Source organism: Streptomyces sp. NPDC037083 (genome assembly GCF_055606485.1).
The window spans coordinates 411,587-435,753 of the sequence record NZ_JBVJSQ010000006.1 but is presented as its reverse complement, the minus strand read 5'-3'; the positions used below and the strand labels follow the sequence as shown (position 1 = coordinate 435,753).

Genomic DNA, 24,167 nt, shown 5'->3' with positions numbered 1-24,167 from the left:
ACCGAACGATGACCACGATCCTGGTGACCGGCGGCACCGGAACCCTCGGCCGGCTCGTCACCGAGCGGCTGCGGGCGGACGGGCACGAGGTGCGCGTGCTGAGCCGGCACAGCCGGCCGTACGCCGTCGACCTGCGCGAGGGCGGGGCCGCCCTGGACGCGGCCGTCGCCGGTGTGGACACCGTCGTGCACTGCGCGAGCTCCCCGCGCGGAGGCGACGAACGGGCGGCCGAGAACCTGATCGCCGCGGCGCGGCGAGCCGGGGTGAGGCATCTGGTCTACATCTCGATCGTCGGGGTGGACCGGGTGCCGTTCGGCTACTACAGGGCGAAGCTCGCCGTCGAGAGGCTGGTGGCGGAGTCGGGGCTGGGGTGGACGGTGCTGCGTGCGACGCAGTTCCACGATCTGCTGGTCCAGGTCTTCCAGGCGTTGGCCAAGGTACCGGTGATGCTGCTGCCGGCCGGGGTGAGCGACCAGCCGGTGGCGGTGGCCGAGGTGGCGGACCGGCTGGCGGAGCTGGCCGTCGGCGCGCCCGCCGGGCGGGTCGACGACATGGGCGGCCCCGAGGTGCGCACCGTCGAGTCGCTGGCCCGCGCCTTCCTCGAGGCCGGCGGCCGACGGTGTGCGGTGGTGAACGTGCCGCTGTGGGGCGCGGCCTACCGGGGCTTTCGCGCGGGCGGCCATCTGGCGCCGGAACAGGCGGTCGGGAAGGGCACGTTCGAGGAGTACCTGGCGACCCGCATCCGTCGCTGATCCTCCCCGGCGGGCGCCGGGCCCCTCGCTAGCGCGTGCCGAAGAGCTCCTCCTGCGCGGACTCGCGGGCCGTGAGCAGCGCCCCGCGCAGGACCGCGCCGCCGCCGAGGGCGCTGGGGCGCACCTCCGTGGGCAGGGGCGCCATCCGGCGCAGCCGCCGCGCGACGCGGCCCGCCAGCACCGCCCCGCCGGCGTGTCCGACCTCCCCGCCGAGCACCACGCAGCCCGGGTCGAGAACGGCGACGACGGAGGCGACCCCGAGAGCGAGACGATCGGCGAGCGCGTCCAGAAAAAGACCGGCGGAGACGCGCGAAAAGGGGTCGGCGGGGAGGTGCGGGGGGCGGCCGGCGGGTTCCCCCGGGGAGCGGCCGGCGGGAGCGTGCAGGGAGCCGTCACCGGGAGCGTGCGGGGAGCCGTCACCGGGACTGTGTGGGGAGCGGCGGGCGGGGTCCAGTGAGGCGATACCGGCCGGATCCTGCGACGCACGGTCCGCATGGTCCGCACGAGCCCCCGACGCCCGATCGGCACGGGCCTCCGCGGCATCCCCCGCACCGGCCTCCGCGGCGCGGTCGGTCGGGGTGGCGTGGGGCGCGTCGAGCGCCTGGACGGCGTGGGCCGCTCTGCGTACCAGTTCCGCTGCCACCGGCTCGTCGGCCCGGGCGCGCGCGGTCAGGCCGTGCTCCGCCGCCAGGGCGGTGATCGCGGCCGAGCCGGCCAGGGAGTGGAAGCCGCCCTCGCAGCCCGTCGCCGAGGGCAGGCCGTTCGTGCCGGGGACCGGGAGGAAGCCGATCTCGCCGGTGCCGCCGGAGGCTCCCCGACGCAGGGCGCCGTCCAGGACGACGGCCGCGCCGATGCCGTGTCCCAGCCACAGCAGGACGAAGGTGTCGCGGTCCCGGGCGCCGCCCTCGCGCTGCTCCGCCAGAGCGGCGAGGTTGGTCTCGTTCTCGACGTGCGCGCGGGCGTGCGGGAACCGTTCCTGCAGGGCGGCCACCAGGCGGCGGTGCCACTCGGGCAGGCCGCTGGAGTCGCGCAGTTGGCCGCTCGCGGGGTCGATCAGGCCCGGCGCGCCGACGCAGAGGGTGTGCAGCCGGTCGGCCCCGGCCTCCTTCGCCGCCTGTTCGACCAGCGTGACCGCCTGTTCCACGGCCGGCCCGGTGCCGGTGTCGCCGCCGATCGGCACGGACGCCTCGGCGAGCACCCGGCCGACGAGGTCGGAGACGAGCACGGCGACCCCCTCGGTGCGCACGTCCAGGGCGGCCAGATGCGCGCGGCCGGCGACGATGCCGTAGAGCTTGGCGTTGGGGCCGCGGCGCTGCCCCCCCGCCTCTCCGGCGACCTCGATCAGGCCGGCGTCCGTGAGGCGTTCGACGAGGTCGGCGACCGTGGGCCGGGACAGGCCGGTGAGCTGTTTCAACTGCCCTGCCGTCAGCGGGCCTTCGTCTTGCAGCAGGCGCAGGGCGAGCCGGTCGTTGATGGCCCGGGCGGTGCTCGGGGATGCGGGCATGGCGGGAATCCTCCCACGACCGAGGGGCACTCGGCCGACGCCTCCCGACCGGGTGCTCCTCTATTTATCAGGCAGGGTTCCTGATAGTTTACGACGGCATCGCGACGGCGCGGCGCGGAGCCGGGAGGGCGGAGAATGAGCGCAGTGGGCGAAGTGATCTACGCACCGTCGCAGGTACGGCGCGCCCGGTACGCCGTGGCGGCCGTGTTCGCCGTGCACGGCGCGGTCACCGGTTCGTTCGCCACCCGCGTGCCGTGGATCCAGGACCATGCCGACGTCTCCACCGGCCAGCTCGGCTTCGCCCTGGCCTTCACCGCGTTCGGGGCGGCCTGCGCCATGCCTCTGGCCGGTTCGGTCACCCACCGCTTCGGCAGCCGTGCGGCCCTGCGCGGCCTGCTCGCGCTGTGGACGCTGTCGCTGACCCTGCCCGCCGTGGCGCCGAACCTGCCGACCCTGTGTCTGGCGATGTTCGCCTACGGGGCGACCGCGGGCATGGCGGACGTCGCGATGAACGCCCTCGGCGTCGAGGTGGAGCGGCTGCTGGACCGGTCGATCATGTCCGGGCTGCACGGCATGTGGAGCGCGGGCGCGCTGATCGGCTCGGCCGGCGGGACGCTCGCCGCGCACCTGGGCTCGGACGCGCGCCTGCACCACGTGCTGGCGTCGGCCGTCCTGACCGCCCTCGGCCTGCTGGCCTGCCGTTGGGTGCTGGACATCAGGCCCACCGAGGACGAGGAGCCGCCCCCGCGGTTCGCGCTGCCGCCTCGCTCGGCGCTGCTGATCGGCGCGGTCGGGTTCTGCGCGGTCTTCGCGGAGGGCGCGAGCCTGGACTGGTCGGCCGTGTACCTGCGCGACCGGCTGGCGTCGTCGGCCGGGGTCGCGGCGGCCTGCACGACCGGCTTCATGCTCACCATGGCGGTGGCCCGGATCGCGGGTGACGTCGTGGTGAACCGGTTCGGGGCGGTGCGCACCGTGCGCGTCGGCGGTGTCCTCGCCGCGCTGGGCGGGCTGTTGATCGTCGTCGCCGACCATCAGGCGGTGGCGATCGGCGGGTTCGGGCTGATGGGGCTGGGCATCGCGGTCGTCGTACCGCTGTGCTTCGCAGCGGCCGGTCGCAGCGGGCCCAACCCCAGCCAGGCCATCGCGGGCGTCGCGACCATCACCTACACCTCCGGGCTGGTCGCCCCGAGCCTGATCGGCGGGGTGGCGCAGGCGACCAGTCTGACGGTGTCGTTCGCGATCGTGACGGTGCTGGCGGGCGGGCTCGTGGCCTTCGCGGGTGTGCTGCGCGGGGGCGACCGCAAGGGCGCGGAGGTCAGTCCGCCGGCCGCAGCAGTTCCCGGCCCCCGGCCCTGAGGGTCTCGCTCCACGGGGCGGGGCGCATGGTGGCCGCGTCCAGCCGGACGAGGACCCGGGCGCCGTGCGCGTACGTCACCGTCCCGTCCGTGGAGCAGAACCGGAAGCCGTAGGTCAGGCCGGTGTTGCCGAGCCGCTCCAGCCACAGGTGCACCGCGTACGCGCCCGGCCTGGTGACCGGGGCCTCATAGCTGATGCGCAGCTCCTTGACGGCGTTGCAGGCGTCCCCGGCCGCCGCCCAGTCGCCCTCGAAGCGGACGCCGTACTCCTGCCAGAGCTCGGTCCAGGCGCGTTCGACCATCAGCGGGTAGCGGGCGTTGTGCAGCAGCCCGAGCGCGTCCAGGTCGTCGAAGTGGACGGTGACGGGGAGGAGCCGGCCGTAGGACACAGCGGGGGCGGGCGGGGCTTCGGCGGTCACGGCGGGTACTCCTGTGCAGGTGTGAGGCGACGGCCACCATCCTAAGCGGTGCCTAAGCGGTCGCTCACCCTCCCGTCGCACGTGAGAATGACCGGGTCAGCCGCCCCCTCACGAAAGCGAATGCGCACCATGGATCTCGGCGTCCGATGGAAACTGCACGGCGACGGACGCACCCCGGCGCCCGGCGCGGTGGTCCGTCCCGACGAACGGCTGTCCTGGCCGCGCACGGCCGGGCTCGGCGCCCAGCACGTCGTGGCGATGTTCGGGGCGAGTTTCGTCGCGCCGGTCCTCATGGGCCTCGACCCCAACCTCGCCATCATGATGTCCGGCGTCGCCACCGTCGTCTTCCTGCTCGCCACCCGCGGCCGGGTGCCCAGTTACCTCGGGTGCTCCCTGTCCTTCGTGGGCGTGGCGGCGGTCGTCCGGGCCCAGGGCGGAACGAGCGCCACGGTCACCGGCGCGGTGTTCGTCGTCGGCGTCGCGCTGTTCCTCGTCGGTCTGGCCGTGCAGCGGTTCGGGGCACGGATCATCCACGCCGCGATGCCGCCGATCGTGACGGGGGCCGTGGTGATGCTGATCGGCTTCAACCTCGCCCCGGTCACCGCGACCACCTACTGGCCCCAGGACCAGTGGACGGCCCTGCTGGTCATGACGTTCACCGGGATGGCGGTGGTCTGCCTGCGCGGCTTCTGGTCCCGCATCGCGATCTTCCTCGGTCTCGTCTTCGGATACGCCGTCTCGTGGGCGCTCGACCGGATCTTCGGCCGGATCCACTCCGTCGACGCGAGCGGCAAGGTCACCGACCACTGGCGCCTCGACCTGTCCGGGGTCGGGCACGCCGACTGGGTCGGCCTGCCGTCCTTGCACGGCCCGTCCTTCGAGTGGTCGGCGATCCTGGTGGCACTGCCGGTCGTCATCGCGCTGGTCGCGGAGAACGCCGGGCACGTCAAGGCGGTCGGCGAGATGACCGGCGACAACCTGGACGACCGGCTCGGCACCGCGATCTCCGCCGACGGCGTCGGCTCGATGCTGTCCACGGCGGTGGGCGGCCCGCCCAACACCACCTACTCCGAGAACATCGGCGTGATGGCCGCGACCCGGGTCTACTCGACGGCCGCCTACTGGGCCGCCGCCGGGTTCGCCCTCCTCTTCGGCCTGTGCCCGAAGTTCGGCGCGGTCGTCGCCGCGATCCCCGGCGGGGTCCTCGGCGGCATCACCGTCATCCTGTACGGCATGATCGGCCTGCTGGGCGCGCAGATCTGGATCAACGCCGGGGTCGACCTGCGCAACCCGCTGAACCTGGTGCCGGCCGCGGCGGGCATCATCATCGGCGTCGGGAACGTCACGCTGGAGTTCACCGACACCTTCTCGCTGAGCGGGATCGCGCTCGGCACCGTCGTCGTCATCACCGGCTACCACGCGCTGCGCGCCTTCGCGCCCCCTCATCTCAGGACGCAGGCGCCGCTGCTGGACGAGGGCACCAGCAGCTACGACGACGCCAGTTCGTAGGCGTACGACGGGCTGAACTCGCCTGCCGCCCCCTTGCAGCCGTCCGACTCCCCCGGCAGCTTCACCCACAGATAGGCGTCGATCCTGTCCTGACCGGTGTCGAAGGTGGGGGCGCGGCCGATCCTCCGGCCGTCCGGGTCGCACCACTGGCCGTCGGCCGGCGCGCCGATGCCGTTGCGACTGGTGTCGATGACCGCGCCGAGGCCGGGCGGGCCGCCGAGGGCGTCCAGGACCCGGCCGTCGTAGGCCGCCTCGTGGGCGGTGCCGTGGAAGTGGGAGACGTTGCTGAAGATCCCGTCGGAGGACGCGGCCGAGGCGGCGCCGGCCCGTCGCAGCAGTGCGGCCTGCTCCGCCGGGGCGTTCCAGCCGGAGTGGCCCGCGTCGTAGTAGACCCGCGCCCTCGGGTCTGCCTCCTTCAGCACGCGCCCCGCGCGGGCCAGCGCGGCGAAGCGTTCGCCCCGTGCGCGCTCGTCGAGGCAGTCGGCCTGGGCTATCGAGTCCGGCTCCAGGATGACGACGACCTCGCCCGAGCCGAGCCCGGCGGCGAACCGGTCGATCCAGTCCGCGTAGGCGTCCATGCCGGGCGCCCCGCCCTCGGAGGCGCCGCCGCAGTCGCGGTCCGGTATCGCGTACGCCACGAGCACGGGCACCCTGCCCTGCGCGGCGGCCCCCGACGTGACCGCGCGCACCCGTGAGGCGACCGTGTCGGGGTCGTACGCGGCGAACCACACGGCCGCCGGACGGCTCGCGATCCGGGACTCGATGAGGGCGGCGCGCGGATCGGAGGGGTGCGCGCGGATCCAGTCGAGGACCTGGGAGTCGGGGTGGCGGTACGGGCTCGGGGACACCGCGGCCGCCCGCGGTCCTCTCGCGGTCCGGCGGGCCGAGGGCGTCGGCTTCGCGGCCGGGGCGGCCGTGGAGGCGGAGGCGGGCGCGAAGCTCGGAGCCGAGGGGGACACGAGCGTGGCGCTCGGCCGCGGGCGGTGCCGGCCTGCAGCGCGTCCGTCGTCGGCGTCGTCGCCGAGCGCGGTCATCGTCCCGGTCGCGGCGCCGAGGACGACCACCGCCGAGGCGACGGCGACCATGGCGCTCCGCCGGTCGGCCCGCCGCTCACGCATGCCTGGCACCGTGCTGTTCCCCCTCCCGCGCGACCGGCTCGTTCCCCCGTTCCGGGGAAGACTCGGGCCCGCCGGCACGCGGGCCAGCCTAGGACTGCGACCCTGCCCCCATGCCGCAATTGGAACAGTTCACTCCCCCCGTCGAACCGGGCGTCGACACGCTCGGCGCACTCTGCACGAGCGTCGACGACGTGCTCGCCCGGATGCGCGCCCTCGACGCGACCCTTCCTCCCCCCGACGGGGTCGCGGTCTTCAACCGGGTCTACCTGGCGGTGACCCAGGAGGTCGACCGGCGCATCGACAGGGGCCGGTTCGCCGACCCGCGAGCCGCGAGCACGCTGGACGTACGGTTCGCGGAGCGCTACCTGGACGCGGTCGACCCGGCGCCGCCGGAGGGGCGTGCGCCGGCCTGCTGGCGGCCGCTGCTGCAGTTCCGCCGCCATCCCGGCGTACGGCCGCTGCAGTTCGCGCTCGCGGGCATCAACGCGCACATCGGGCACGACCTCGCGCTCGCCGTCGTGGACGCCTGTCGTAGCCTCGGCTGCGAACCGGCCGAGCTGGAGGACGACTTCGACCGCGTGGGCGATCTCCTCGTCTCGCTGGAGGAGCGCATCCGCGAAGAGCTGATGCCGGGTCCCGACCTGCTGCAGATCGCCGATCCCCTCACCCACCTGCTGGGCTCGTGGAGCCTGGAGCGCGCCCGGGACGCCACCTGGACGGCGGCCCGGGCGCTGTGGGCGCTGCGCCGACTCCCGGACGTCGCCCAGGAGTTCACCGACCGGCTCGACACGGCCGTCGGCTTCGCGGGGCGGATGATGCTCACCCCGCTGTAGACCTCGTGCGGGGAGACCTCAGTCCTCCGGGAGCTCCACCGGCGCGATCTCCTCGTACACGTCGCCCGGGCCCGGGTTGGTCGCGTCGGTCGTCCCGCCGAAGTGGTGCATCACGCCCCAGACCGCGTTCAGCGCGGTCTGGACCGCTCCCTCGGCCCAGCCGGCCGTCCAGGAGATGTCGTCGCCGGCCAGGAAGATGCCCCGCTTGTCCTCGGGCAGGCGGTCCTGCATGAAGTGCGTGAACAGGCGCCGCTGGTAGCGGTAGTGGCCGGGCAGGTTGGCCTTGAACGCACCCATGAAGTAGGGCTCGTTCTCCCAGGAGACGGTCACCGGGTTGCCGATGACGTGCTTGCGGATGTCGACCTTCGGATAGATCTCGCCGAGTGACTTCAGCATGACCTCCATCCGCTCGTTCGCGGACAGCGGCAGCCACTTCAGGCTGTCGTCGCACCAGGTGTAGGACAGGCAGATGACGGCGGGCTTGTCGGGGCCGTCGTCGAGCAGGTACGTCCCGCGCGTCATGCGGTCGGTGAGCGTCATCGACATGACGTCCCGCCCCGTCTCCTCGTCCTTGTCCAGCCAGAAGGGCCGGTCGACGGGGACGAAGAGCTTCGAGCTCTCCATGTAGTGGGTGCGTTCGATCGCCGTCCAGTGATCGATCGGGAAGAGCGAGTCGTCGCAGGCGATCTTCGACAGCAGCATCCAGGACTGGGCGGTGAAGATGGCCGCCCGGTAGGTGCGGATGTCGCCGGCGGCGTCCGTCACGGTGATCCGGTTGCCGGCGGTGCGGTGCAGCCGGGTCACGGCCGGGCGGGGCTCTCCGCCCTCGTGCAGGCTCGCAAGCGAGGTGCCCCGGGCCCAGTGGACGATCTTCTCCGGCTCGCGCTCCCACAGGCGCAGCGGCAGTTGCTGGGAGCCGCCGACGATCCCGCGGTGGTGGTCGTCGGCCTCGGTGTAGACGACGCGGAGGATCTCCAGGATGGAGTTGGGGAAGTCGGTGTCCCAGCCGCCCGTGCCGAAGCCGACCTGGCCGAAGATCTCGCGGTGCCGGAAGGACCGGAACGCCTCGGAGTCGCAGAGGAAGCCGTAGAAGGTCTGGTTGTCGAGCTTCTCGACGAGCTTCGCCCAGATCTCGCGGATGCGCGGCACGTCGCGCTCGCGCATGGCCTGGTTCATGTCGGAGAAGTCGGCGCCCTCTTCGAGGCACTTGTTCCAGGCCGCGGCGACGTCGCGGTAGACCTGCGGCAGGTCCTCGATCGTCTCGGCGTAGTGCGACTCGCCCTTGAGGTCGACGACCGTCGAAGGGGTCGCCTCGGCGAGGGGGTTGGGGAACGGCCGGGTCTGCAGACCCACCAGGTCGATGTAGTGCTGCAGCGCCGTGGAGGACGGCGGGAAGCGCATCGCGCCCATCTCGGCCATGAGGGAGGGGTCGCAGCCGTCGAAGCCGACGGTGCGCAGACGCCCGCCGATCTTGTCCGCCTCGTAGACGACCGGCCTGAGGCCCATCTTCATCAGCTCGTACGCGGCCACGATGCCGGACAGGCCGCCGCCGATGACGGCGACCTCGGCGCCGTGCTCGGTCGCGGGGACCTGGCCGAGCCCCGCCGGATGGGCGAGGAAGTCGTCGTACGCGTACGGGAAGTCCGGGCCGAACATGGTGATCGGCGGCTGCTGCTCGTCTGCGTGCTCGACGGCGTTGGGCACGGTGGACGTCATGGGGTACGGACTCCTTGCGGCAAAGAAAGACGGCGTCGGCGAATGGCGGGGGTCAGACCAGGGACCCGTAGAGGCCGGGGCGGCGGTCCTGCAGATACGGGTTGGCCTCACGGGAGGCCGCGAGGGCGACCGGGTCGGCGTCGGCGAACACCAGCTCCTCGCCCCGCCCGGCGCGGGCCCGGACGACCCCGTCGGGACCGGCCAGCGCGGACAGCCCGACGAACTCGAACTCCCCTTCCAGGCCGACACGGTTGACGTAGGCGACGTACATCTGGTTCTCGAAGGCGCGCACCGGGATCATCGACTCGGCGACGAACTGGAAGGGGTGCATCTGCGCGGTCGGCACCACGAGGAGGTCGGTGCCGGCGAGGGCGTGGGCGCGGACGTTCTCCGGGAACTCGACGTCGTAGCAGATCAGGAGGCCGACGGTGAGGCCGTCGAGCTCGGCCTGGACCACCGGCTGTCCGCCCGGGCGGAAGTGGTCGCGCTCGAAGCAGCCGAAGAGGTGGGTCTTGCGGTAGTTCGCGAGCCGGGCGCCCTCGGCGGAGATCAGCTGGGCGGAGTTGAAGACGCTCTCGCCGTCGCGCTCCGGGTAGCCGTAGGCGATCGCCAGCCCGTGCCGTGTGGCGATCTCGGCGACCGCGTCCGCGGAGTCCCCGTCGGCGGGCTCGGCCAGGCGCGCGATGTCGTCGCCGATCGCGTACCCGGTGAGGAACATCTCCGGCGCGACGAGCAGCCCGGCGCCCGCGGCGGCGGCCCGGTCCGCCGCGTCGTCGAGGACCTTGAGGTTCTCGACGACCGAAGCGGGACGGCCGGAGCTCTGGAGCAGGGCGGTGCGCATGCGTGATCCTCACCGGTACGAGGGGGGCGGGGGGCCGAGGGGGGCCGTTGTAGGGGCCAGTTAGACGGTACGGTCGGCCGCGCGGGCCGGACAAGCAGGAGCCGTTGCGCGCCGGTGAGCGGATCGTTGCGTGCGTGGGGGGTGCGACGGCGATTCGTTGCGCGCGCTCACCGCCCTCTCCCCCGGGCCACCGCCAGCGCCGTCAGCAGGTACGGCAGCGCGCACAGCGCGAAGACGACGCCGTGGTCGAAGGCCGACCCCAGCACCCCGTAGGCGGCGTACACCCCGATGGTCACCAGCTCCGTGCCCAGACCCGCGACCGAGGTGAGCGTGGCCCGGCCGGCGCCCTCGATGCGCTGCTGGAGCCGCACGTCCGCCAGGACCGTCGCGAGCTGGAAGCCGCCGAAGGCGACGGCGACGAGGGCGATGCCGGCCGGGCGGCCCGTCAGCGCGCCGCCCGCCAGAGCGGACGCTGCGCCCGCGAGCAGCGCGGCGAGACCGGCGCGGCCGAGGCGTTCCGCCGCGCCGGAGAGCAGGCTGCCGGCCGTGACCCCGGCCCAGATCACCACGAGCAGGTACGGGACGCCGGCGTCCGGGACGCCGGTCTCCCGGACCAGCAGCGAGGTGTACTCGTCGAGCGCGCCCCACACCGCCGTGACCGCCGGCACGAGCAGCAGGGCGCCGACGAGGGAGCGGTCGTCGCGGACGTCGGCGAGTCCGGCGCGCAGGGCGGCGGCCCAGCCGGGGTCGGATCCGGCGGCCGGGGTGCGGTGCTCGGGGAAGCGGGTGGCGGCCGCGGCGCACAGGACGCTCGCCAGCACGCTGGCCGCGCCGACGGCCCGGTAGCCGCCGGCCGAGAACACCGGCCCGGCCAGCGCCATCGCCGAGATCACGGCCACCTGGCCCAGCGCATGCGCGCGGCCCATCAGCCGGGCGTAGCGGTCCGCCGCGCCGGCCCGCTCCAGCTCCTCGTAGACCAGCGCCTCCAGCGCGCCGGAGCCCAGCGCGCCGCGCGCGCCCCACAGGACGAAGCCGGCCGCGAACGCCCAGTAGGACGGGACGAGCACCCACAGTGCGAAGCCGCCCGCGCCCAGCAGCGGGCCGAGCCACAGCAGCAGCCGCCGGGAGACGGCGTCGGCCCAGGCCCCGGACGGGACCTCCAGCAGCACGCCGGTCAGCGACCACAGGGCGAAGAGGGACGAGATCTGCCCGACGGACAGCCCGCTGTCCGCGAACAGCAGGACGTACACCGGGTAGAGCAGCACGAACTCGTCGAGGAACGCGTACGCGTAGAGCGTGGCGGTCAGTCGACGGACGTCGGAGCCGGTTGTGGATCAATGTCGCCAGGTCATGGAACCGATGCTAGCGGCGGGCCGCCCCGCCGCCCAGCGGATTTCCGGCTCCGGGCCCCCGCCCGCCCCGGCGGTGTCGCCCTGTGGGACAGTCGCAGCCGGGGGACGGGTCCGACGTCATGGAGGTCCTGATGGAGATCGCTGCACTGCCCTGGGTCGACGAGCACTCGACGGTCGTCTCGGCGGAGCCCGCCGACGTCTGGCGCGAGCTCGGCGCGGGGCTCGACCGCTCTCTCGGCGGGGCCCGCAGGTCCCGCCGCGCCCGCCTCGTCGGCGCGGCCGAGGCCTCGGCGTCCGGGCCGCGGCCGCTCGCGCAGGGCGCCCGGCTCGCCGGTTTCCGGGTGGCCGGGGCCGTGCCGGGCCGGGAGCTGGTCCTCGTGGGAGGTCATCGCTTCTCGTCGTACGCGCTGATCTTCCGGCTCGCCGAGGCGGGGCCCGGCAGCACCCGGCTGAGCGCCGAGACCCGGGCCGTCTTCCCCGGCCGGGCCGGCGGTCTGTACCGGCGGCTCGTCATCGGCTCGGGCGGCCACGGGGCCGTCGTACGGCGCATGCTGACGAAGGTCCGCCGACGGGCGGAGAGCCGCTGACGGAGCGCCCGGTCAGCGCCTGGTCAGTACGGCTCTGATCAGTACGGCTCTGATCAGGTGGGCGAGCCCGAGGAGAAGCGGCGCAGCAGCGGGGACAGCACCAGCACCGACTTGGTGCGCTCCACGAACGGCTCCCCCGCGATGCGCTCCAGGACGCGTTCGAAGTGGCGCATGTCGGCCGCGAAGACCTGGGCGACCGCGTCCGCCTCGCCGGTGACGGTGGACGCGGCCACGACCTCCTGGTAGCGCTCCAGGCCGCGCTGGATGGTCTCCGGGGAGGTGTTGCGCCGGCAGTAGATCTCGACGAACCCCTCGGTCTCCCAGCCGAGGGCCGCCGGGTCGACCCGTACCGTGAAGCCGGTGATGGCTCCGGTGGCCCGCAGCCGGTCCACGCGCCGCTTCACGGCGGGGGCGGACAGGCCGACCAGGTGCCCGATGTCCGCGTAGGAGCGGCGGGCGTCCTCGGCGAGGGCGTGCACGATGCGTTCGTCGAGATCGTTCAGCACAGTGGGTTGTTCACTTCTCAGATGGTGCGGGTGACGCGAGTCGGGAACGGCGGTGGCCGTAGAGGAAGTACACCACGAGCCCGACCGCCATCCAGACCCCGAAGACCACCCAGGTGACCGCCGACAGGCTGCCCATCATCCACACGCAGAAGGCGAAGCCCAGCGCCGGCAGGACCGGAGAAAGGGGCACGCGGAAGGTGCGGGGCATCTCCGGACGGGTCCGGCGCAGCACCACGACCGCTATGTTGACCAGCCCGAACGCGAACAGCGTGCCGATGCTGGTGGCGTCGGCCAGCTGGCCGAGCGGGATCGCGGCGGCCAGGACACCGCAGAAGAGCGACACGAGGAGGGTGTTGGCGCGGGGCGTGCCGCTCTTCGGGTGGACGCGCGAGAACACCTTGGGCACCAGGCCGTCCCGGGACATCGCGAACAGGATGCGGGTCTGGCCGTACAGCACGGTCAGGACGACGCTGGCGATGGCGATGACCGCGCAGAAGGCGAGGAGGGTTCCCCAGAAGGACTGTCCGGTCACCTCGCGCATGATCTGGGCGAGCGCCGCCTCGGAGTCCCCGAACCGCTGCCACGGCTTGGCGCCGACGGCCACGGCCGCGACGAGCACGTACAGCGCGGTCACGATGACCAGCGACAGCATGATGGCGCGCGGCAGGTCGCGCTGCGCGTTCTTCGCCTCCTCGCCGGCGGTGGAGGCGGCGTCGAAGCCGATGTACGAGAAGAAGAGGGTCGCGCCGGCCGCGCTGACGCCCGCCATGCCCAGCGGCATGAAGTTGTCGTAGTTGCCGGAGCGGAAGCCCTGGATGCCGATGGCGCAGAACAGCACCAGTGCGGCGATCTTCACGGCGACCATGATGGTGTTGGCGCGCGCCGACTCGCGGGCGCCGCCCAGCAGGAAGGCCATCGCGAGGAGGACGACGACGAGGGCGGGCAGGTTGAAGACGCCCCCGTCGCCGGGCGGCGCGGACAGCGCGTCCGGGATCGTGACGCCGAAGGTCCCGTCGAGCAGCTCGTTGAGGTACTCGCCCCAGCCGACGGCGACGGCGGCGACCGAGACGCCGTACTCCAGCACCAGGCACCAGCCGCAGATCCAGGCGATCAGCTCACCCATCGTTGCGTACGCATACGAGTAGGAGGATCCCGCGACCGGGATCGTGCCGGCCAGCTCGGCGTAGGAGAGGGCCGAGAAGAGCGCCGTGAGACCGGCGATCACGAAGGAGAGGGTGACGGCCGGACCGGCCTTGGGGACGGCTTCGCCGAGCACGACGAAGATACCGGTGCCGAGCGTGGCGCCGATGCTGATCATGGTGAGCTGCCAGAGCCCGAGCGAGCGCCTGAGGGACCCGCCCTCGCCCTGACCGCCCTCGGCGACCAGGTGTTCCACGGGCTTGCGCCGCATGAGGCGCGCGACGTGCCCCGGGGACGCGGGGGCGGTCTGACTGCGCTGTTGCGGGGGTGCGCCTTGGTCGAGCACGCGCTGACTCCTTCGTCGCTGCCTCTCGGCGCGGCGGGGACCGGCGGCGCACCTGTGCGATCAGGAACCCACCGAGCGGAGTCCCCGCCACGCTACGTACAGCGCAGAACCCTACGAGCCGGAGCGTTGCCGCTGTAATGCAGCAACCTTGCGCGTATCCGCAAGATCGTTGCGTTCATCGCGGCACAGCGGGTGTTCGTTGCGCAGGGGATGCCGAGCGTTGCACAGGGCCTGGTCAGGAGGGTTCTCGGAACAGGAGGGCACCGGCTTCGACCCGCTCCGGCGGTCCCCCCGACGGTGGTCTTCGGAGCCCGGCCGTGACGGCCGGGGCGGCCGCACGGCCCGCGGATTCCCCGGGGGCCGTGCGGTGAGGAACCGGTTCAGCTCCAGCTGGCGTGCAGGGGCTTGCCCTCCGCGTAGCCGGCCGCGCTCTGGACGCCCACGACGGCCTTCTGGGCGAACTCCTCCAGGGAGGCCGCGCCCGCGTAGGTGCAGGAGGAGCGCACGCCCGCGATGATCGAGTCGACCAGGTCCTCGACGCCCGGGCGGGTCAGGTCGAGGAACATGCGGGAGGTGGAGATGCCCTCCTCGAAGAGCGCCTTGCGGGCGCGGTCGTACGAGGACTCCTCGGAGGTGCGGTTGCGGACGGCCCGCGCCGAGGCCATGCCGAACGACTCCTTGTACGGGCGGCCGTTCGCGTCGTGCTGCAGGTCGCCCGGGGACTCGTAGGTGCCCGCGAACCAGGAGCCGACCATCACGTTGGACGCGCCCGCGGCGAGCGCCATGGCGACGTCACGGGGGTGGCGGACACCGCCGTCGGCCCACACGTGCTTGCCGTGCTTCCTGGCCTCGGCCGCGCACTCCAGCACGGCCGAGAACTGCGGCCGGCCCACGCCGGTCATCATGCGGGTGGTGCACATGGCGCCGGGGCCGACTCCGACCTTGATGATGTCGGCGCCCGCCTCGATCAGATCCCTGACGCCCTCGGCCGAGACGATGTTGCCGGCCACGATCGGCACCCGCGGGTCGAGCGCGCGCACCGTGCGGACCGCGCTGATCATCGACTCCTGGTGACCGTGCGCGGTGTCGATGACGAGGGTGTCGACGCCCGCGTCGAGCAGCTGCTTGGCCTTGCCGGCGACGTCGCCGTTGATGCCGACGGCCGCGGCGATGCGCAGCTTGCCCTGCGCGTCGACGGCCGGCGTGTACAGCGTGGCGCGCAGGGCGCCCTTGCGGGTGAGGATGCCGGCGAGCTTGCCGTCCGCGTCCACGGCGGGGGCGTAGCGCCGGTTGGCCGCGTCGAGGGTGTTGAAGGCCTCGCGCGGGTCGATTCCGGCGTCGAGGAGCAGCAGGTCACGGGACATGACGACCTCGAGCTGCGTGAAGCGGTCGACGCCGCTCAGGTCCGCGTCGGTGACGACGCCGACCGGGCGGAAGTCCTCGTCGACGACGACGCCCGCGTTGTGCGCGCGCTTGGGCAGCAGGGCCAGGGCGTCGGCCACCGTCTGGTGCGGGGCGAGCACGATCGGCGTGTCCAGCACCAGGTGGCGGCTCTTGACCCAGGTGATGACGTCGGTGACGACGTCGATCGGAATGTCCTGGGGGATCACCACGAGTCCGCCGCGCCGGGCCATGGTCTCGGCCATCCGGCGACCGGCGACGGCGGTCATGTTGGCGACGACCAGCGGGATCGTGGTGCCGGTGCCGTCCGGGGCAATGAGGTCCACGCCCTGACGCGACCCGACCGCGCTGCGGCTCGGCACCATGAAGACGTCGTCGTAGGTGAGGTCGTAAGCGGGCTGGATGTCGTTGAGGAAACGCACGTGCTGCACATCCCAGTCGATCAGAGGTGACCCCCGGACAGGTCAGCCAGGGGGAGAAGCACGTACTTCATTCTCCCACGAGGGCCGGGATGTGATGCCCGGACGGAACGTCCAAGCAGCTCAGGGGGGCCTTAGGAGGATCCTCCGAGAGCGAGCACGACGGACAGCGCCGGGACCCGGTTCACCGCCGACGAGAAGACCTCCTGGGCGATCTCCCACTCCTCAGGCCGCACCTTGGCGTAGTGCCGCCAGTTGCGTACGACGACCAGCACCGGCCCGGACTCGGGCCCGTCGGGCAGGTCGCCGAGGCTGTCGGCGAGGGCGTCCCAGTTGCGGCCGAACCAGTCGGGCAGTTCGAGGTGCCGGGCGCAGCGGTCCATGAGGGACGCCTTGTCCGTGACCCCGTCGAGGTCGAGCGTGAGCACGTGCTCCGTCATCCAGGCACCGTCCTGAGCGAGTGGTGGTTACGGCAGAGGGGGACGGCCCGAACGACCGCCCCCCTCTCTCTGATCTACCGTCAGATCCCGTCCGGGTCAGACCGGTTGAGGGCGGGCTTGGGTGTCGAGCCCGCCGTCATCAGGTAGTCGGCGGCGGACGTGTCCGTCACCAGGCTGGTGACGAGCCCCGACCGCAGGACCGCGTCGATCGCGGCCGCCTTGCGCTGACCGCCCGCGATCGCGACGACCTCGGGGATCCTGCGCAGCTGGTCGGCCTTGACCGTGATGCACCGCTCGCCCAGGTCCCGTCCGACTCTGCGGCCCTCGGCGTCGAAGAGGTGCGCGGACATCTCGGCGGCGACGCCGAGCGAGGCGTAGTGTCCCCGCTCCTCGTCGCTGAGCATGTCGTGCACCGTCGAGATGCCCGGCTCCCAGGAGCCGATGGAGACGCAGGCGACCGTGACCTTGTCGAAGTACTCGAAGGCCCGGGCGATTCCGGTCTGGTGGCGCAGCGCGGTCGCGGTGGCCGCGTCCGGCAGCAGCATCGGCGCGTAGATGGGGTGCGCGTCGCCGCCGGACACCTGAGCGGCGCGGCGGACCGCCTCGACCGAACCGCGCTCGGCGGTCCCGGCGTCGTACACACCCGTCAACTGCACGACCGTGCACGGCGGCAGCCGGTCCAGCGCCGCCGCCATGTGAATCGTGGACCGGCCCCAGGCCAGCCCCAGTACATCCCCCTCATTGACCAGTTCGCCGAGCAGGTCGGCGGCCACTTCCCCCAGGTTCTCAGGGTCCGTGGTCTCCTCGGCCTCGGCCGGGGACTCGACCACGACGGCGTGCCTGAGGCCGTAGCGGGCGCGGAGCGCGTCGGAGCGCTCGGCGTCCAGTTCGGCCGGCACGCGGATCTCGATCCGTACGAGATCCCGTTCGAGGGCGGTCTCCAGGACCCGGGCCACCTTGAAGCGGCTGACGCCGAACTCCTCCGCGATCTGGATCTTGGACTTGCCCTCGAGGTAGAAGCGGCGGGCCATGGCCGCCGCCTGCACCAGCTCAGCGGGTCCCATCCGCATGGCTGACCGGCCCGCCGACATACCCGACACGGCGATCTCCTCACTGCTGTTCACACTCTGGATACGCCGTTCATCCTCGCAGATCCGGCGCAGTTGATCAGCTCTGATGGGAGCCGTTCACATTCCTGTCGGTAAGTGGTCGGGTTCAGTGTTCACAACCCCAGGTCGCTCCGGCGGTCGCCGCCTCGGCTTGAGCCCGCAGGCCACGGACCGCCTCGGCCGGGTCGTCGGCGCCGTACACGGCGGAACCGGCCACGAACACGTCCGCGCCCGCCTCGGCGCACCGCTCGATCGTGGCGGCCGACACTCCGCCGTCGATCTGCAGCCACAGGTCGAGACCGTGCTTGCTGATCAACTCGCGGGTCCGGCGGATCTTGGGGAGCATGATGTCGAGGAAGGCCTGGCCGCCGAAGCCCGGCTCGACCGTCATGATCAGCAGCATGTCGAGCTCGGGCAGCAGGTCCTCGTACGGCTCGATGGGCGTGGCCGGCCTGAGCGCCATGGAGGCACGCGCCCCCTTGGCGCGGATCTCGCGGGCGAGCCGCACGGGCGCTGCGGCCGCCTCGACGTGAAAGGTGACGGACGAGGCACCCGCCTCGACGTACTGCGGGGCCCAGCGATCGGGGGCCTCGATCATCAGATGGCAGTCCAGCGGAGTGTCCGTCGCACGGGCCAGAGACTCTACGACCGGCACACCGAGCGTGAGGTTCGGGACGAAATGGTTGTCCATGACGTCGACGTGGAGCCAGTCGGCTCCTTCGACCGCCTTCGCCTCGTCCGCAAGGCGGGCGAAGTCTGCGGACAGGATGCTGGGGTTGATCTGCACGGCCATGCCCCAAGACTGCCATGCCCTCCGGGGGGTGGTGGCATCGGTCCGGGATGGATACGGTCGTTCGCCCGGTGCCGGCCGTCCGCGGCCGGGCGCGCAGTTCCCCGCGTCCCGCACGGGGCGCCGCTGCGGGGGTGGGTATGAACGGCAACCGTGGGATCGCGCACCTCGTGTGCGGGCGGCGCGCGAAGTGGCTGGTGCTCGCACTGTGGCTGGTGGTGCTGTTCCTGATGGCACCCTTCGCCTCGAAGCTCACCGACGCCCAGGACAACGACGCGGCCTCCTGGCTGCCGGGGTCGGCCGAGTCGACCCAGGTCCTGGAGGTCTCGGAGGATTTCCGGCCCGAGCAGATCCCGGCGGTCGTCGTCTACGCCCGTGACGGCGGTCTGACGGCACAGGACCGGGCGCAGATCGCCGAGGACGCCGTCCGGCTCCGGCAGCTCGCCGACCACGGCATCCGGGGCGCCGAGACCCGTGGCCCGATCTTCGACCGCCCGAGCGACCCCCGCGCCGCCCAGATCCTCGTGCCGATCACCATGGACGAGCAGGGCTGGCAGCGCATCGCCCCGGCCGTCGACTCGATCCGTGACGTCGTCGGCGACGGCGGAGCCGGGTTCGCCGTGCACATCACCGGCCCCGGCGGCACCTCGGCGGACTTCTCCGAGGCCTTCGAGGGCATCGACTCCACCCTGCTGCTGTCGGCGATGGCGGTGGTCGTCGTCATGCTCCTGATCACCTATCGCAGTCCCACCCTCCTGCTCGTCCCGGTGCTCGCCGTGGTCGCCGCCCTGTTCACCGCGCAGGCGCTGATCTACTTCCTGGCACAGAACGGCGGTCTGACGGTGAACGGCCAGAGCGCCGGCATCCTGACGGTGCTCGTGTTCGGCGCGGGGACGGACTACGCCCTGCTGCTGGTCGCCCGTTACCGCGAGGAGTTGCGCCGTCACGACGACCGGCACGAGGCGATGGCCCGGGCGCTGCACCGGGCCGGCCCGGCGGTGCTGGCCTCGGGCGCCACGGTCGTCCTGAGCATGCTCGTCCTGACGGTCGCCGAGATGAACTCCACCGCCGGTCTGGGTCCGGTGGCGGCGATCGGCGTGGCGGTGGCGCTGCTCGCGATGACGACCCTCTTCCCGGCGCTGCTGGTGATCTTCGGCCGCTGGATCTTCTGGCCGGTGATCCCGCACTCCGGTTCGGCCGACCCGACCGAGCACGGCGTCTGGGCCCGCACCGGCCGGGGCATCGCCCGCCGCCCGCGCATGATCTGGGCGGTGACGGCGCTCGTCCTGGCGGTCTGCTCCCTGGGCCTGATCCAGCTGCGCGCGGAGGGCATCGCCAACGCGGACGCGTTCACCGGCAAGCCCGACTCGATCACCGGCCAGGAGGTGTCGGCGAAGTACTTCCCCGGAGGCAGCGGCGATCCGCTCGTCGTCATCTCCGACCAGGCCCGGGCCGGGCAGGTGAGACAGACGGTGGCCGCCACCGACGGCGTCGTGCCCACCTCCCTCGCACTGCCGCCGGGCACCAAACCCGTGCACGAGGGCAAGGTGCTGTTCGAGGCGACGATGACCGCCCCTGCGGACAGCGAGGCCGCGAAGCAGACCGTGGAGCGGGTCCGGGACGCGGTGCACGCGGTGCCGGACGCCGACGCCCAGGTGGGCGGCGGCACGGCGGCCCTGCTGGACATGGACGCGGCGACCACGCACGACAACATCGTGATCATCCCGCTGGTCCTGATCGTGGTCCTGGTGATCCTCTGCGGCCTGCTGCGCGCCCTGATCGCCCCGCTGCTGCTGGTCGGGACGGTCATCCTGTCCTTCGCGGCGGCCCTGGGCATCAGCGCGCTGGCCTTCCGTCACGTGTTCGACTACGCGGGCGAGTCCACGGACTTCCCCCTGTTCGTCTTCGTGTTCCTGGTGGCCCTGGGCATCGACTACAACATCTTCCTGACCACCCGGATCCGCGAGGAGGCCGCCCACCAGGGCACCCGGGAGGGGGTGGTGACGGGCCTGGCGGCGACCGGCGCGGTGATCACCTCGGCGGGCCTGGTCCTGGCCGGCACCTTCGCCGCCCTCGGCACGCTCCCCATGGTCGGCTTCGCGGAGATCGGCTTCGCGGTGGCCCTGGGCGTCCTGCTGGACACCTTCATCGTGCGGTCGGTCCTGGTCACGGCGCTGTTCCTGGACGTCGGGCCGAAGGTGTGGTGGCCGCACCGGCTGGCCCGGGACGACGGCGCGACCGGCGCGAAGGAGCCCGCGAGGGCGGGCGCCGGGGACCCCTTTGCATGACCATGCGAGTTCATGCATAATCTTCCTATGTCCAAGGTCCTCACCTCCCTTCCCGCCGGCGAGCGCGTCGGCATCGCCTTCTCCGGCGGGCTCGACACCTCGGTCGCGGTCGCGTGGATGCGTGACAAGGGCGCCGTCCCGTGCACCTACACCGCCGACATCGGCCAGTACGACGAGCCCGACATCGCCTCGGTGCCCGGCCGCGCGAAGACGTACGGCGCCGAGATCGCGCGCCTGGTCGACTGCCGCGCCGCGCTGGTCGAGGAGGGCCTTGCCGCGCTCACCTGCGGGGCGTTCCACATCCGCTCGGGCGGCCGCGCCTACTTCAACACCACTCCGCTGGGCCGGGCCGTCACGGGCACCCTGCTGGTGAGGGCCATGCTCGAGGACGACGTCCAGATCTGGGGCGACGGCTCGACCTTCAAGGGCAACGACATCGAGCGGTTCTACCGCTACGGCCTGCTCGCCAACCCGCACCTGCGGATCTACAAGCCCTGGCTGGACGCGGACTTCGTGACCGAGCTCGGCGGCCGCAAGGAAATGTCGGAGTGGCTGCTCGCCCACGGCCTGCCCTACCGGGACAGCACGGAGAAGGCGTACTCCACCGACGCCAACATCTGGGGCGCCACCCACGAGGCCAAGACCCTGGAGCACCTGGACACCGGCGTCGAGACCGTCGAGCCCATCATGGGCGTCCGGTTCTGGGACCCGTCGGTCGAGATCGCCGCCGAGGACGTGACGATCGGCTTCGACCAGGGCCGCCCGGTGACGGTCAACGGCAAGGAGTTCGCCTCCCCCGTCGACCTGGTGATGGAGGCCAACGCCATCGGCGGCCGCCACGGCCTCGGCATGTCCGACCAGATCGAGAACCGGATCATCGAGGCCAAGAGCCGCGGCATCTACGAGGCCCCGGGCATGGCCCTGCTGCACGCCGCCTACGAGCGCCTGGTCAACGCGATCCACAACGAGGACACCGTCGCCCAGTACCACAATGAGGGGCGGCGCCTGGGCCGCCTCATGTACGAGGGCCGTTGGCTGGACCCGCAGGCGCTGATGATCCGGGAGTCGCTCCAGCGCTGGGTCGGCGCGGCCGTCACCGGCGAGGTGACCCTGCGGCTGCGGCGCGGCGAGGACTACTCGCTCCTCGACACCACGGGCCCGGCGTTCAGCTACCACCCGGACAAGCTCTCCATGGAGCGCACCGAGGACTCCGCGTTCGGTCCCGTCGACCGGATCGGCCAGCTCACCATGCGCAACCTCGACATCGCCGACTCGCGCGCCAAGCTGGAGCAATACGCCGGGCTCGGTCTGATCGGCACCGGCAGCCCCGCCATCGGCGCGGCCCAGGCGGCCTCGACCGGCCTCATCGGCACCATGCCGGAGATGCCGCAGGGCGGCGCCGAGGCCATCGCCTCCCGCGGCGAGGTCTCCGACGCGGACGAGCTGCTGGACCGCGCGGCGATGGAGTTCGGCACCGACTGACCCTCCGGGACACACACCGACGGTGAGGGCCGGCCCGACGCTCAACGAGCGCCGGGCCGGCCCTCACCGCGTCCGGCCGCTGCGTCCGGCACCGGGAACGGCGGAGCCAGGCCACCCTGGGCCTGCCCGGGCGCAGCCGGCGCCCGGGCGGAGTCCGCCGGGGCCGGTGCCGGTGCCGGAGCCGGTGCGCGGGCCGCCGGCGGGCCCGTCCGGGCCGGCGCCGGTGCAGCGGGGCGGTGCACCTGCCCCTGCCCATGGTCGGAGCCGCTGCGCGGGCTCGTGCCGGGCCTGCCCGGGGCGATGCCGGGCCTGCCCGCCCCGGGGCTCCTGCCTCGGCCGGGGCCGTCCGGGCCCTACTGGTGCCGAGACCGGTACCAGTGCCCCTGTCCAAGCCGGGGCCGAGCTGTCCAGGCCGGGGGCCGCCGCCCCGCCCAGGCCAGAGCCGGACGCCGGCGGACCTGTCCGAGTCGATGTCAGGCCCGTCCGGCCCATACCGGGGCTGCTGCCCGGGCCTGTGCCCCATGCCCGAGCCGGCTCCAGGCCTGTCCGGACCCGCGGCCCCTGACCAGGCCAGTGCCGGGCCGCCGGCGGACCTGTCCGGGTTGATGTCGGGCTTGGCCAAGCCGATGCCAGGGCTGCTGCTCGGACCTGTGCCAGTGCCCCTGCCGGCCGGTGCCGGGCCTGTTCGGACCCGCCGCCTATGCCCAGGCCGGGGCCGAGCCCGTTCAGGCCGGGGCCCGGGCACGCTGGATGAGACGGTGCCGGGGCTGCGGTGGTGCCGTTGCCCGAGCGGCGGCGGGCTGTGGGATCGTCAGCCGGTTTTCCTGATCAGGGCCAGGTACATCGCGTCGGTCCCGTGCAGGTGGGGCCACAGCTGGACGTCGGGGCCCTCGCCCAGGGCCGGCACGCCGGGCAGCAGGGGGCGCGCGTCGATCAACTCCGCCTCCGGGCACTGCTTGAGCACGTCGGAGACGACGGCCCTGGTCTCGGCGAGGTGCGGCGAGCAGGTGGCGTATCCGACGACGCCTCCGACCCGGACGGAGTCCAGGGCCGTCCGCAGCAGTCCGCGCTGCAGCGGACCGAAGCCGTCGAGGTCCTCCGGCCGACGCCGCCACCGCGCCTCGGGCCGTCGGCGCAGGGCGCCGAGTCCGGTGCACGGCACGTCCATCAGCACGCGGTCGAAGGAGCCCGGCCGCCATGGCGGACGCGTGCCGTCGGCGGCGATGACCTGGTAGGGCCCGGGGTTGCCGGCCAGCGCCTTGGCGACCAGGCCCGCCCGGTGCGGCTGCTTCTCGGAGGCCAGGAGGGCGGCCCCCCGCTCGGCGGCGAGGGCGGCGAGCAGCGCTGCCTTGCCGCCGGGGCCGGCACACCCGTCCAGCCACTTCGTGTCCGGCCCGTCGAGGGGCGCGTTCGCCAGGGCGAGCGCCACGAGCTGACTGCCCTCGTCCTGCACGCCGGCCCGTCCGTCCCGCACGGCGTCGATGGCGCCGGGCTCGCCGCCCTCGGTGAGCCGGACCGCGTACGGCGACCAGCGGCCCGCGACCGCGGCCTCCTCGCGGAGCAGCTCCTCGGTCGTGGCCCGCCCGGGCCGGGCCACCAGCGTGACCTCGGGCCGCTCGTTGTCCGCCTCCAGCAGGTCCTCGATCCCGGCCCGCCCGCCGCCGAGGGAGTCCCAGAGCGCGGAGACGACCCAGCGCGGGTGGGAGTGCACGACGGCGAGGTGGTCCTCGGGATCGTCGTCGTAGGGCGGCGCGACCCTCTCGATCCACTCGTCGAGATCGTGCTGGGCGATCTTCCGCAGCACGGCGTTGACGAACTTGGAACGCCCGTCGCCGAGGACGACCCGGGCGAGGTCCACGGTGGCGGACACCGCGGCGTGCGTCGGGATGCGCGTCCCCAGCAGCTGGTGCGCGCCGAGGCTGAGGACGTCGAGGACCGGCGGATCGACCTCGCGCAGCGGTCGGTCGACGCACGCGGAGATGACGGCGTCGTACGTCCCCTGCCGACGCAGCGTCCCGTAGACCAGCTCGGTGGCCAGGGCCGCGTCGCGCCCGTCGAACTTGTCGGGTCCCTCCTTCTCCCGCGCCTTGCGCAGCAGGGGCGGGAGCACGAGGTTGGCGTACGCGTCCCGCTCGTCCACGGCTCGCAGCGCCTCGAAGGCGAGGAGGCGGACGGGGTCCTTCTGGGGCCGGCGGTAGGGCTTGCCCGACTTGCGGGGACGCTGGGGCTGTTCGCTCACGAAAAGGTGCTCCGGATTGCA

The 24,167-nt window shown here is 72.9% G+C and carries 20 protein-coding genes; 7 read left to right on the top strand and 13 right to left on the bottom strand.

Features of this window, described 5'->3' with window-relative positions; translation table 11 throughout:
* The first annotated feature begins 8 nt into the window (after positions 1 to 8).
* Entirely contained in the window at positions 9 to 752 is a 744-nt protein-coding gene (locus tag ACZ7DE_RS19405) for an SDR family oxidoreductase (RefSeq protein ID WP_470762699.1), read from the top strand.
* Positions 753 to 780: 28 nt separating this feature from the next.
* Here the strand turns inward: ACZ7DE_RS19405 and ACZ7DE_RS19400 are convergent, their stop codons facing one another.
* A complete protein-coding gene (locus ACZ7DE_RS19400; RefSeq protein WP_470762697.1) occupies positions 781 to 2,256 on the bottom strand; it encodes an ROK family transcriptional regulator in 1,476 nt (491 codons plus the stop codon).
* Between the two features lie 135 nt (positions 2,257 to 2,391).
* Between ACZ7DE_RS19400 and ACZ7DE_RS19395 the strand changes: the two genes are divergently transcribed.
* The gene (locus ACZ7DE_RS19395; RefSeq protein WP_470762696.1) at positions 2,392 to 3,612 is read left to right on the top strand and encodes an MFS transporter; all 1,221 of its coding nucleotides are present in this window, start codon (positions 2,392 to 2,394) and stop codon (positions 3,610 to 3,612) included.
* Here ACZ7DE_RS19395 and ACZ7DE_RS19390 read toward each other — a convergent pair.
* Positions 3,572 to 4,030 carry an acyl-CoA thioesterase gene (locus tag ACZ7DE_RS19390; RefSeq protein WP_470762694.1) on the bottom strand — a complete coding sequence of 153 codons (459 nt, stop codon included), beginning with the start codon at positions 4,028 to 4,030 and terminating at the stop codon, positions 3,572 to 3,574. The genes ACZ7DE_RS19395 and ACZ7DE_RS19390 overlap by 41 nt on opposite strands.
* Positions 4,031 to 4,159: 129 nt before the next feature.
* On the opposite strand from ACZ7DE_RS19390, the gene ACZ7DE_RS19385 reads away from it, so the two are divergent.
* Positions 4,160 to 5,539: a uracil-xanthine permease family protein gene (locus tag ACZ7DE_RS19385; protein ID WP_470762852.1), complete on the top strand. Its 1,380-nt coding sequence runs from the start codon at positions 4,160 to 4,162 to the stop codon at positions 5,537 to 5,539.
* Here ACZ7DE_RS19385 and ACZ7DE_RS19380 read toward each other — a convergent pair.
* Positions 5,518 to 6,624, bottom strand: a complete 1,107-nt coding sequence (locus ACZ7DE_RS19380; protein ID WP_470762850.1) for a glycoside hydrolase family 6 protein — start codon at positions 6,622 to 6,624, stop codon at positions 5,518 to 5,520. The genes ACZ7DE_RS19385 and ACZ7DE_RS19380 overlap by 22 nt on opposite strands.
* Positions 6,625 to 6,767: 143 nt before the next feature.
* Here ACZ7DE_RS19380 and ACZ7DE_RS19375 point away from each other — a divergent pair, with 143 nt between their 5' ends.
* On the top strand, positions 6,768 to 7,490 hold the full coding sequence (locus ACZ7DE_RS19375) for a DUF5995 family protein (protein WP_470762691.1): 723 nt from the start codon (positions 6,768 to 6,770) through the stop codon (positions 7,488 to 7,490).
* A gap of 18 nt (positions 7,491 to 7,508) precedes the next feature.
* Here the strand turns inward: ACZ7DE_RS19375 and ACZ7DE_RS19370 are convergent, their stop codons facing one another.
* From ACZ7DE_RS19370 to ACZ7DE_RS19360, 3 genes are all read right to left on the bottom strand, one after another.
* Complete coding sequence (locus ACZ7DE_RS19370; RefSeq protein WP_470762689.1) at positions 7,509 to 9,206, bottom strand: flavin monoamine oxidase family protein; 1,698 nt, start codon at positions 9,204 to 9,206, stop codon at positions 7,509 to 7,511.
* Between the two features lie 52 nt (positions 9,207 to 9,258).
* Positions 9,259 to 10,047 carry a carbon-nitrogen hydrolase family protein gene (locus ACZ7DE_RS19365; protein ID WP_470762687.1) on the bottom strand — a complete coding sequence of 263 codons (789 nt, stop codon included), beginning with the start codon at positions 10,045 to 10,047 and terminating at the stop codon, positions 9,259 to 9,261.
* Between the two features lie 167 nt (positions 10,048 to 10,214).
* Complete coding sequence (locus ACZ7DE_RS19360; RefSeq protein ID WP_470762849.1) at positions 10,215 to 11,354, bottom strand: MFS transporter; 1,140 nt, start codon at positions 11,352 to 11,354, stop codon at positions 10,215 to 10,217.
* 176 nt (positions 11,355 to 11,530) lie between these two features.
* On the opposite strand from ACZ7DE_RS19360, the gene ACZ7DE_RS19355 reads away from it, so the two are divergent.
* Entirely contained in the window at positions 11,531 to 11,986 is a 456-nt protein-coding gene (locus ACZ7DE_RS19355) for a hypothetical protein (protein ID WP_470762685.1), read from the top strand.
* A gap of 53 nt (positions 11,987 to 12,039) precedes the next feature.
* On the opposite strand, the gene ACZ7DE_RS19350 is transcribed toward ACZ7DE_RS19355, so the two are convergent.
* From ACZ7DE_RS19350 to rpe, 6 genes are all read right to left on the bottom strand, one after another.
* On the bottom strand, positions 12,040 to 12,492 hold the full coding sequence (locus ACZ7DE_RS19350) for an Lrp/AsnC family transcriptional regulator (RefSeq protein ID WP_055638498.1): 453 nt from the start codon (positions 12,490 to 12,492) through the stop codon (positions 12,040 to 12,042).
* A 10-nt stretch (positions 12,493 to 12,502) separates the two neighbouring features.
* Positions 12,503 to 13,978, bottom strand: a complete 1,476-nt coding sequence (locus ACZ7DE_RS19345) for an amino acid permease (RefSeq protein ID WP_470762683.1) — start codon at positions 13,976 to 13,978, stop codon at positions 12,503 to 12,505.
* Positions 13,979 to 14,358: 380 nt separating this feature from the next.
* A complete protein-coding gene (locus ACZ7DE_RS19340) occupies positions 14,359 to 15,801 on the bottom strand; it encodes a GuaB1 family IMP dehydrogenase-related protein (protein WP_470762846.1) in 1,443 nt (480 codons plus the stop codon).
* A gap of 131 nt (positions 15,802 to 15,932) precedes the next feature.
* Positions 15,933 to 16,238 (bottom strand): barstar family protein, encoded by a 306-nt coding sequence (locus ACZ7DE_RS19335; RefSeq protein ID WP_470762681.1) that lies wholly within the window; start codon positions 16,236 to 16,238, stop codon positions 15,933 to 15,935.
* 80 nt (positions 16,239 to 16,318) lie between these two features.
* Positions 16,319 to 17,362: a sugar-binding transcriptional regulator gene (locus tag ACZ7DE_RS19330; RefSeq protein ID WP_470762679.1), complete on the bottom strand. Its 1,044-nt coding sequence runs from the start codon at positions 17,360 to 17,362 to the stop codon at positions 16,319 to 16,321.
* A gap of 91 nt (positions 17,363 to 17,453) precedes the next feature.
* On the bottom strand, positions 17,454 to 18,140 hold the full coding sequence (gene rpe, locus ACZ7DE_RS19325) for a ribulose-phosphate 3-epimerase (protein WP_109001615.1): 687 nt from the start codon (positions 18,138 to 18,140) through the stop codon (positions 17,454 to 17,456).
* A gap of 137 nt (positions 18,141 to 18,277) precedes the next feature.
* Here rpe and ACZ7DE_RS19320 point away from each other — a divergent pair, with 137 nt between their 5' ends.
* Positions 18,278 to 20,425: an MMPL family transporter gene (locus ACZ7DE_RS19320; RefSeq protein WP_470762676.1), complete on the top strand. Its 2,148-nt coding sequence runs from the start codon at positions 18,278 to 18,280 to the stop codon at positions 20,423 to 20,425.
* 27 nt (positions 20,426 to 20,452) lie between these two features.
* Positions 20,453 to 21,907, top strand: a complete 1,455-nt coding sequence (argG, locus tag ACZ7DE_RS19315; RefSeq protein ID WP_470762674.1) for an argininosuccinate synthase — start codon at positions 20,453 to 20,455, stop codon at positions 21,905 to 21,907.
* 811 nt (positions 21,908 to 22,718) lie between these two features.
* Here the strand turns inward: argG and ACZ7DE_RS19310 are convergent.
* Complete coding sequence (locus tag ACZ7DE_RS19310) at positions 22,719 to 24,146, bottom strand: RsmB/NOP family class I SAM-dependent RNA methyltransferase (RefSeq protein ID WP_470762672.1); 1,428 nt, start codon at positions 24,144 to 24,146, stop codon at positions 22,719 to 22,721.
* Between the last annotated feature and the right edge of the window lie 21 nt (positions 24,147 to 24,167).

Excerpts from the sequence above, each read along its gene's own strand:
- ACZ7DE_RS19405 (WP_470762699.1), top strand. The coding sequence starts at position 9 with ATGACCACGATCCTGGTGACCGGCGGCACCGGAACCCTCGGCCGGCTC.
- ACZ7DE_RS19400 (WP_470762697.1), bottom strand. The coding sequence starts at position 2,256 with ATGCCCGCATCCCCGAGCACCGCCCGGGCCATCAACGACCGGCTCGCC.
- ACZ7DE_RS19395 (WP_470762696.1), top strand. The coding sequence starts at position 2,392 with ATGAGCGCAGTGGGCGAAGTGATCTACGCACCGTCGCAGGTACGGCGC.
- ACZ7DE_RS19385 (WP_470762852.1), top strand. The coding sequence starts at position 4,160 with ATGGATCTCGGCGTCCGATGGAAACTGCACGGCGACGGACGCACCCCG.
- ACZ7DE_RS19380 (WP_470762850.1), bottom strand. The coding sequence starts at position 6,624 with ATGGTCGCCGTCGCCTCGGCGGTGGTCGTCCTCGGCGCCGCGACCGGG.
- ACZ7DE_RS19375 (WP_470762691.1), top strand. The coding sequence starts at position 6,768 with ATGCCGCAATTGGAACAGTTCACTCCCCCCGTCGAACCGGGCGTCGAC.
- ACZ7DE_RS19370 (WP_470762689.1), bottom strand. The coding sequence starts at position 9,206 with ATGACGTCCACCGTGCCCAACGCCGTCGAGCACGCAGACGAGCAGCAG.
- ACZ7DE_RS19365 (WP_470762687.1), bottom strand. The coding sequence starts at position 10,047 with ATGCGCACCGCCCTGCTCCAGAGCTCCGGCCGTCCCGCTTCGGTCGTC.
- ACZ7DE_RS19355 (WP_470762685.1), top strand. The coding sequence starts at position 11,531 with ATGGAGATCGCTGCACTGCCCTGGGTCGACGAGCACTCGACGGTCGTC.
- ACZ7DE_RS19335 (WP_470762681.1), bottom strand. The coding sequence starts at position 16,238 with ATGACGGAGCACGTGCTCACGCTCGACCTCGACGGGGTCACGGACAAG.
- rpe (WP_109001615.1), bottom strand. The coding sequence starts at position 18,140 with ATGGCCGTGCAGATCAACCCCAGCATCCTGTCCGCAGACTTCGCCCGC.
- ACZ7DE_RS19320 (WP_470762676.1), top strand. The coding sequence starts at position 18,278 with ATGAACGGCAACCGTGGGATCGCGCACCTCGTGTGCGGGCGGCGCGCG.
- argG (WP_470762674.1), top strand. The coding sequence starts at position 20,453 with ATGTCCAAGGTCCTCACCTCCCTTCCCGCCGGCGAGCGCGTCGGCATC.